The sequence below is a fragment of the Streptomyces niveus genome (assembly GCF_001723055.1).
Taxonomy (GTDB): domain Bacteria; phylum Actinomycetota; class Actinomycetes; order Streptomycetales; family Streptomycetaceae; genus Streptomyces; species Streptomyces niveus.
Genome location: NZ_MDCR01000169.1, coordinates 1 through 7,699, shown reverse-complemented (window position 1 = coordinate 7,699; position 7,699 = coordinate 1). Strand labels below are relative to the sequence as shown.

The following is a 7,699-nucleotide window of genomic DNA, read 5'->3' as shown; positions in this document are numbered from 1 at the left end:
GTAACCTGGTCGCCGCCGGCGTCTGACTGTCGTCGTCGTATCCGCCGGAGCCGTCGTCGTCCGCCGAATGGTCCGTCTGCACCCGGTCGTTGGGCGAGGTGTCGTTGCCCGAGGCCCCGAGTGTCACGACCGTGCCCAGTACGGCGGCGAGCACCGCGCCCGCGCCGGCGGCGACCAGGTTACGACGGGCGCCCCCCAGCACCGGACGGCGCCGGCGGGCCGCGGGCCCGCCGGCCGTTCCGGCCGCCAAGGGGGTCTCGTCGTGGCGCGTCACCAGCGTCAGCCGCTCGTCCGGCGCCGCGCGGTTCAGTACGGGTACGACCATCGAGACCCCGCGCGGCGGCGACACCGGCGGCTGGTCGTCGGGCGCGCGGTAGGCGGCCGGGGTGTTGCCGTTCTCGCGGTCGGTGACCAGGGCGAGCGCCCGGCGGCCGGACACGGTGCCGCGCTTGTCGGCCACCGCCCCGCGCATGCCGATCGAGGTCTCCAGTTCGGCGCGGGCCCGGTCCAGGCTCCCGACGCAGAGCGCGAGGATCCCCAACTCGTGGTGGAAGTACGCCTCTTCGGCGACCTCCCCGGCGATCCTGGCCGCCTCCTGGCCGATCCGCAGCGCGCGCTCCCAGGCGCCCCAGTGCAGCCCCGCGAGGAACGCGGGCGCCGCGGCCCTGGCCAGCAGGACGGCGGCGCTGGCGTGGCCCGCCTCACCGCTCGCCACCAGGGGTGTCATCGCGGCGAGCAGCGCGTCCGCCTCCGTGGCGGCCCGTCGCGGGGTGACCGACGGGTGCCCGGCCCACCAGGTGAAGTGCTGCACGGCGACGTGCGCGCGGGACGTGGCCTCGTCGCCGTAGCCCCGCGCCTGGAGTTGGGCGAGGGCTCCGGCGGCGAGCCGGTAGCGCGGGCCGACGGGTGACAGGAGCCCGGCGTTCATGAGTTCGCCGACGGCGGCGTCCGCGTGGGTGTCGCCGACCAGGGCCGGCAGATGGGCCTGGTGCGGCACCTCGCCGCCGAGCGCGACGGCGAACCGCAGTGTCTCCCGCGCGGCCTCGCCGAGCCGGGAGGCGAGCAGCGCGGCGGGCGCCGCGCCCTCGCCGAGGGTCGGCAGCGGTGCGTCGTACCCGTCGGCGGTGAGCCCCTCGCCGGTGAACTCCTCGCCCCGGCCGGTCCCTTGGCCGTACGGCGCGTCCGCCAGCTCGTGCACGAGGACGCCGTCCGCCTCGTACGGCTCGGCGTCGCCGCGCAGCCGGTCGCGCCCGCGCAGCAGGGCACCGGCCTGGACGAAGCGCTGCGGAAGCCCCTCGGACTCGAACCAGAGGTCTCCCGCCCAGTTCGCCTCCTCGTCCGTCAACGGGCGCCCCGTGGCGCGCTCCAGCAGGTCGAGCGAGGCGCCGCGGCCGAGACCGCCGAGCAGGACCTCTTCGAGCCGCGAGCGCGAGATGGGCGCCTCGACGTCGGGGGTGATGGCGAGGAGGAAGGCGCATTCGGGCGCGGCTTCGAGGAGTTCGTCCAGCGACTCGCCGCCGAATTCGAGGTCGTCCACGACGACGATCGCGCCGATGCCGTCGACCAGGCGCAGCAGTCCCGCGCGGTCGGGGCGGTGCAGCGGGGACCGGTACACGGCCGCGTACAGCTCGTACAGCAGCTCGGTGACGGTGCGGTGGTGGCCGGAGAGCCGTACGACCCCGTCGGGCGCGAGGTCTTCGCAGTCGGCGGCGACCGCTTCGAGGAGTGCGGTACGGCCGGAGCCCGCCGACCCGGTGAGGCGTACGGAGCGTCCGCGGCCCAGCAGCCCGACGAGTTGTTCGCGCTCCTCCTGGCGCTCCAGCAGCGGCAGCGGGGGCGCGCCGGGGCCCGGCGGTATGGGCGGTCGGCCGGCCCGGCGCTGTTCGGCGCGCTCGTCGGCGTCGAGCCGCACGGGGGCGGGCGGCTGCGAGCCGGGCGGGCACGGCTCGATCTCGCTGCCGTCCACGGGGTTGACGGTGATGAGGAAGTCGCCCGAGATCAGCTCGACGGTGCGCGCGGGCGCCGGGTGCGTGAGCCACGGGTTCGGCCGGTCGGCCGGCTCCGCGGGTCTCTCGTCGGCGCGCCCGGCGTCGGCGGGGTCCGTCGGGTGGATCGGATCGGTCGGGTTCATCGTCAAAGCCCCCAGATCGTGGCGTGCGGTTGCCCTCCCGGCCTCGCACGCCCCGCTGTCTCTTCTGGTCCGGTGCCCGCCGTATGGGTCGTCGGTCGGCCGACGGCCGAAACCCTAAACCTCCGCACAGTATCCAGGAACAGCCGGGGTGCCACCCCGTCCGAGACGTCACGGTCTCGTGAGGATTGTGCGCGGCTTCACAGCGGCTTCACCGGCGGAGTCGGTGAGTTGGGCGACGCGGCGGCCGGTTCAGACGCGCGGAAGCGATTCTGCTTCGATGCCGCCCTCGATGGCGAGGATGCGGTGCAGCCGGGTGGCTACCAGCAGGCGCTGCATCTGGGCCGGCACACCGCGCAGGACGAGTCTGCGCCCGCACCGTCCGGCCCGTCGGTGCGCGCCCATGATGACGCCGAGGCCGGTGGCGTCCCAGGAATCGAGTCCGGTCAGATCGAGCACCAGGTCGCCGGCTCCGTCGTCGACGGCCGAGTGCAGGACCGTACGGGCGTCCGCCGCGCTGCGGACGTCGAGGCGGCCCTCGACGACCAGCTCGGCGTGGTCGCCCCTGATGTACATATGCGCTCCCCGAATGCTTATGTGCTCCGCGTCCGTCTTCTCGGTCTTTGTGCGATGTCTCTGTGCGATGTTCTGTGCGATGTCTTTGTGTGACATCTGGGTGCGATGTCTTGGTGAGATGCCTTTGTGCAACAACTGACAGCCGCGCGGCCGAGGAAGTTGCCGTTCGTGAGCGAACTGATACCGAATTCACCCGGTGGGGTGAGGGCGGAACGGCCGATGTCAGTGCTTGTAGAAGCCCTGCCCGCTCTTGCGCCCGATGTCACCCGCGTCCACCATCCGGCGCATCAGCTCGGGCGCCGCGAACTTCTCGTCCTGCGACTCCGTGTAGATGTTGTCGGCGGCGTGCAGCAGGATGTCGACGCCCGTGAGGTCGGCGGTCGCGAGCGGTCCCATGGCGTGGCCGAAGCCGAGCTTGCACGCGATGTCGATGTCCTCGGCCGTGGCGACGCCCGACTCCTGGAGCTTGGCGGCCTCGACGACGAGGGCGGTGATCAGACGGGTGGTGACGAAGCCCGCGACGTCACGGTTGACGACGATGCAGGTCTTGCCGACCGATTCGGCGAACTCCCGTGTGGTGGCGAGAGTTTCGTCGCTGGTCTTGTAGCCGCGTACCAGCTCGCAGAGGTTCATCATCGGTACGGGTGAGAAGAAGTGCGCGCCCACGACCCGGTCGGGGCGCCGCGTCACCGCGGCGATCTTCGTGATCGGGATGGCCGAGGTGTTGGAGGCCAGGACGGTGTCGTCGCGGACGATCTTGTCGAGCGTCCGGAAGATCTCGTGCTTGATGTCGAGCTTCTCGAAGACGGCCTCGACGACGATGTCCGCGTCGGCCGCGGCGTCCAGATCGGTGGTCGTGGTGATCCGGGCGAGCGCGGCGTCCGCGTCAGCCTCTTCGAGCTTGCCCTTGGTGACGAATTTGGCGTACGAGGCGCGGATCGCGTCCTTGCCACGGGCCAGGGCCTCGTCGGTCACATCTCGCAGGACGACGTCCCAGCCCGCCTGGGCCGAGACCTGCGCGATTCCGGATCCCATGAGTCCGGCACCGATGACGGCGAGCTTCCTGGCCACGACGTACCCCTTGATTTCCGCTCCGGAACGGCGCGCGGCTTAACACGCGCTTTACATTTCCCTCTGCCGGAGGTTATCGGTCGTGAGCTGCCCTGTGGTGGTGAAGAGATGCGCGTCACGTCTCACATGACGGACATCACATCCGGCAGGGCGCCGGGGCGGCTCATCAGCCTTGCCGTACAGCGTACTTGAGCACTTTGGTGCCCAGTACCTCCTCGATGTCGTCGAGCAGCGCGAGGGCTTCGCGCGAGGTCTCCTCGGGGGTCCGGCCGGCGAGCATCAGCCGGCCGATGAACGCCACGAGAGTGCCGTGCGCCCAGGCGAGCTGACCGGCCACCAGGGTGGGCAGCGAGTCCGACTCACCGGCGCCCGTCTCCTCGCGGAGCGTCTTCTCCAGATGGACCAGAAGATCCTGCTGTATGAACCACAGCCGGGATCTGAGTGAGTGTGACTCCTGGACCACCTTCATGAAGCGGTCGTAGCCGGCGTGCAGCCCCAGGGCGGGCGAGACGGTCTCGGTCGCCGCGCGCAGTTCGCGCAGGACGGCGTCGGCCGCCGACTCCCCCGGGTCACGGGCCCGTACGAAACGCGAGAGCCGCTCGACGACGCCCTGACTGCGGTCGAGGAAGAGGTCTTCCTTGGTCGAGAAGTAGTTGTAGACGGTGTTGACGGAGACGTCCGACGCCTCGGCGATCTCGGCGATGGTCACCGCGTCGAAGCCGCGCTCGATGAACAGATGCGTGGCGACGTCGGAGATGTACTGCCTGGTCTGGCGCTTCTTGCGCTCCCTGAGCCCTTCGGACATGCCGCTCAGCTTAGGGCGCGCCGCGGGCCCGGCGGGGTGGCCGGTGGGAGAGCGGGCTGGGCGCTCTGCATTTTTTAAGTCGTTGCAAAATTTAAGTGACTCTGTTTTTCTGGGGTCATGGCAATCATCAGCACGGCCGGGCTCGCCCGGTCCTTCTCCACCAAGCGGGGCACCGTCGACGCGGTGCGCGGCATCGACCTGACCGTGCGCGCCGGGGAGATCCTCGGCCTCCTCGGTCCCAACGGCGCGGGCAAGACCACCACGCTGCGGATGCTCACGACGCTGCTGGCGCCCACCGGCGGCGCGGCGACGGTCGCCGGGTTCGACCTCGTACGGGAGCCCGCGCGGGTACGGCGCAGGATCGGCTACGTCGCGCAGGCAGGCGGCGTCGACCCGCAGCTCTCCGTACGCGAGGAATTGATCACCCAGGCCCGGCTCTACCGGCTGACGAAGGCCGAAGCCGCGCTCCGTGCCGAGGAGTTGGCGCACGACCTCGACCTGTCCGACCTGCTCGACCGCGCGTGCGTGACGCTCTCCGGCGGGCAGCGCCGGCGCCTGGACATCGCGATGGGGCTGACCCACCATCCCGAGGTGCTGTTCCTGGACGAGCCGACCACCGGCCTCGATCCGGGCAGCAGGGCCGGGCTGTGGGACCTGGTCCGCCGGGTCCGCGACGAGCACGGCACGACCGTCGTGCTCACCACGCACTATCTCGACGAGGCGGACGAACTGTCCGACCGGCTGGTCGTGGTCGACCGGGGCGTGGTCGCCGCCGAGGGCACACCCGCCGCGCTGAAGAGCGAGTACGGCGGCTCCCCCGGCGCCTCGCTCCAGGACACCTTCCTCGCGATCACCGGGCGGGCTCCCGCGCCCGACGACGCCATTCCCGTAGCCGTCTAGGAGGCTCCTCTCGTGTCCCCACTCCCCTCGTCCCTGTTGTCGGACACCGCGCTGATCTTCGGGCGGTACGCCCGCCAGACCCTGTCCTCCAAGTTCCAGGTGCTGTTCGGCGTGCTGATGCCGCTGCTGTTCCTGTTCTTCTTCGGACCGCTGCTGACCGATCTCCCACTCGACCCCAAGACCGACTCCTGGCAGATCCTGGTGCCCGGACTCCTGCTGCAACTGGCCCTGCTCGGCGCCTCGTTCGCGGGTTTCTCGCTGCTGATCGAGAAGCAGACGGGTGTCCTCGAACGGATGCGGGTGACGCCGGTCAGCCGGCCGGCCCTGCTGCTGGGCAGGGTGCTGCGCGACGCGGCGCTCTTCGTCTTCCAAGCGGTGCTGCTGGTCCTCGCCGCGCTGGTGATGGGGCTGCGGGCGCCGCTGGGCGGGGTACTCGTCGGGTTCGCGTTCGTCGGGGTGCTGGCCGCGGCGCTGGCCTCGCTCTCGTACGCCCTGGCGATGAACGTGTCCACGCCGCAGGAGTTCGGTCCCGTCATCAACGCGCTCACGATGCCGGCGATGCTGCTCTCCGGCCTGGTACTGCCGATGACACTGGCCCCGGGCTGGCTGGACCTGCTGTCGCACCTCGTGCCGCTGCGGTTCCTGGTGGACGCGGTACGGGCCGGATACGTGGGCGACTACGCGAGCGCCGCGATGCTGTACGGGGTCCTGACGGCGGCGGCCCTCGCGGCGCTGTCGCTCACCGTCGGCGCCCGGGTCTTCCGCGGGGCCGACGCCTGACGGGAAGCGCCCGGGGCCCGGATCCGCCTAGGCTGGCCGCATGGTCAATCTGACGCGTATCTACACCCGTACCGGCGACAAGGGCACCACGGCGCTCGGCGACATGAGCCGTACCGCCAAGACCGATCCGCGCATCGCCGCCTACGCCGACGCCAACGAGGCGAACGCCGCCCTCGGTACGGCGATCGCGCTGGGGCAGCTCAGGGACGACGTCGTGAAGGTCCTCGTCCGGGTCCAGAACGACCTCTTCGACGTGGGCGCCGACCTCTCCACACCGGTGGTCGAGGCGCCGGAGTACCCGCCGCTGCGGGTCGAGCAGTCGTACATCGACAAGCTGGAGGCGGACTGCGACCTCTTCCTGGAGGAGGTCGAGAAGCTGCGGAGCTTCATCCTGCCGGGCGGTACGCCGGGGGCGGCGCTGCTGCACCAGGCGTGCACCGTCGTACGGCGCGCGGAGCGCTCGACGTGGGCGGCGTTCGAGACGCACGGCGAGATCATGAACCCGCTGACGGCGACGTATCTCAACCGGCTCTCCGACCTCCTGTTCATCCTGGCCAGGGTGGCCAACAAGGAGGTCGGAGACGTGCTGTGGGTGCCGGGCGGCGATCGTTAGCGCTCGCTCAGCGACTTGGCGCGCTCCGCGTCGGCGGTGCCGCCCGGGGCCTTCTTCGGGAAGAGCGTGTAGCCCAGCGCCCACACCACGTTGATGCCGATCAGGACGAGCATCTTCTGCTGCCACATCTGGAGCGATCCGGTCTCGCCGTCGGAGCCGACGTACCAGATCGCCGCCTGGAGCAGCCCCATGGCGATGGCCGACGCCACGATCCAGCGGGCCGCGGTCTTCCACTCGTAGACCATGCGGGCCTTGCCGTACTTCGGCGGCCGTACCGGCGGCGGGCCGCCCGCGAAGCGGTGGGCGAAGCGGCCGTCGGCCCACTTGATCAGCTCCGGGCCGAGGGCCACGGAGAAGCCGATGTACACCGCGGCGAGGCCGTGCTTCCAGTCGGGCTCGGCGCCGTTCTTGAGGTCGATCGCCGTGACGACCAGCAGCAGGATCTCCAGCAGCGGCTCGCACAGCAGCACCGCGACCGAGGCGCGCCGCATCCCGGCGAAGTACCGCAGGGCCAGTCCGAGGCCCAACAGCACCCAGAATCCGACCTCACAGATGATGATCAGCGTGACGATCACGACAGCCCCCTTCCGGCTCCCTCCAAGCGTCCCGCCCGTCCGGGCCGGGAACGTCGTCACCAGTGACGAACCGTGACTGCATCCTTCGATGTACCGCGTCCTCACCCGGTACGTGGAGGTGCCCGCGCGCGGCGCCGTGTTTGATGGAGGGGTGACCGTTTTCCCCCGTCCGCACCGCGAGGACGTGCTGATCGCGGCGGCCGGTCTGCTCGGCGGTGTGCTGCTGTGGGTGCTCGGGCTGCACACCCAGG

General features: G+C 70.9%; 8 protein-coding genes. 3 read left to right on the top strand and 5 right to left on the bottom strand.

Annotated features, from left to right (window positions below; genetic code table 11):
- From BHU15_RS20675 to BHU15_RS20660, 4 genes are all read right to left on the bottom strand, one after another.
- Window positions 1-2,131 (bottom strand): AAA family ATPase (locus tag BHU15_RS20675; protein ID WP_069628558.1); only part of this gene is annotated, 2,131 nt, incomplete at its 3' end.
- Window positions 2,132-2,380: 249 nt separating this feature from the next.
- Complete coding sequence (locus tag BHU15_RS20670) at window positions 2,381-2,704, bottom strand: STAS domain-containing protein (protein ID WP_069628557.1); 324 nt, start codon at window positions 2,702-2,704, stop codon at window positions 2,381-2,383.
- Window positions 2,705-2,926: 222 nt separating this feature from the next.
- Entirely contained in the window at window positions 2,927-3,775 is an 849-nt protein-coding gene (locus BHU15_RS20665) for a 3-hydroxyacyl-CoA dehydrogenase family protein (RefSeq protein WP_069628556.1), read from the bottom strand.
- A 166-nt stretch (window positions 3,776-3,941) separates the two neighbouring features.
- Window positions 3,942-4,580 carry a TetR/AcrR family transcriptional regulator gene (locus BHU15_RS20660; protein WP_069628555.1) on the bottom strand — a complete coding sequence of 213 codons (639 nt, stop codon included), beginning with the start codon at window positions 4,578-4,580 and terminating at the stop codon, window positions 3,942-3,944.
- A 117-nt stretch (window positions 4,581-4,697) separates the two neighbouring features.
- Here BHU15_RS20660 and BHU15_RS20655 point away from each other — a divergent pair, with 117 nt between their 5' ends.
- From BHU15_RS20655 to BHU15_RS20645, 3 genes are read left to right on the top strand one after another with little or no spacing between them, the layout of a single operon-like run.
- Window positions 4,698-5,480, top strand: coding sequence for an ATP-binding cassette domain-containing protein (locus tag BHU15_RS20655; protein WP_069628554.1), 783 nt, complete (start codon window positions 4,698-4,700; stop codon window positions 5,478-5,480).
- Window positions 5,481-5,492: 12 nt separating this feature from the next.
- Entirely contained in the window at window positions 5,493-6,260 is a 768-nt protein-coding gene (locus BHU15_RS20650) for an ABC transporter permease (RefSeq protein WP_255293161.1), read from the top strand.
- 40 nt (window positions 6,261-6,300) lie between these two features.
- Window positions 6,301-6,873, top strand: coding sequence for a cob(I)yrinic acid a,c-diamide adenosyltransferase (locus BHU15_RS20645; protein ID WP_069628553.1), 573 nt, complete (start codon window positions 6,301-6,303; stop codon window positions 6,871-6,873).
- Here BHU15_RS20645 and BHU15_RS20640 read toward each other — a convergent pair.
- Window positions 6,870-7,448, bottom strand: a complete 579-nt coding sequence (locus BHU15_RS20640; protein ID WP_069628552.1) for a hypothetical protein — start codon at window positions 7,446-7,448, stop codon at window positions 6,870-6,872. The genes BHU15_RS20645 and BHU15_RS20640 overlap by 4 nt on opposite strands.
- Window positions 7,449-7,699 lie beyond the last annotated feature (251 nt).

Coding starts and splice junctions, on each gene's coding strand:
- BHU15_RS20670 (WP_069628557.1), bottom strand. CDS start 2,704: ATGTACATCAGGGGCGACCACGCCGAGCTGGTCGTCGAGGGCCGCCTC.
- BHU15_RS20660 (WP_069628555.1), bottom strand. CDS start 4,580: ATGTCCGAAGGGCTCAGGGAGCGCAAGAAGCGCCAGACCAGGCAGTAC.
- BHU15_RS20655 (WP_069628554.1), top strand. CDS start 4,698: ATGGCAATCATCAGCACGGCCGGGCTCGCCCGGTCCTTCTCCACCAAG.
- BHU15_RS20645 (WP_069628553.1), top strand. CDS start 6,301: ATGGTCAATCTGACGCGTATCTACACCCGTACCGGCGACAAGGGCACC.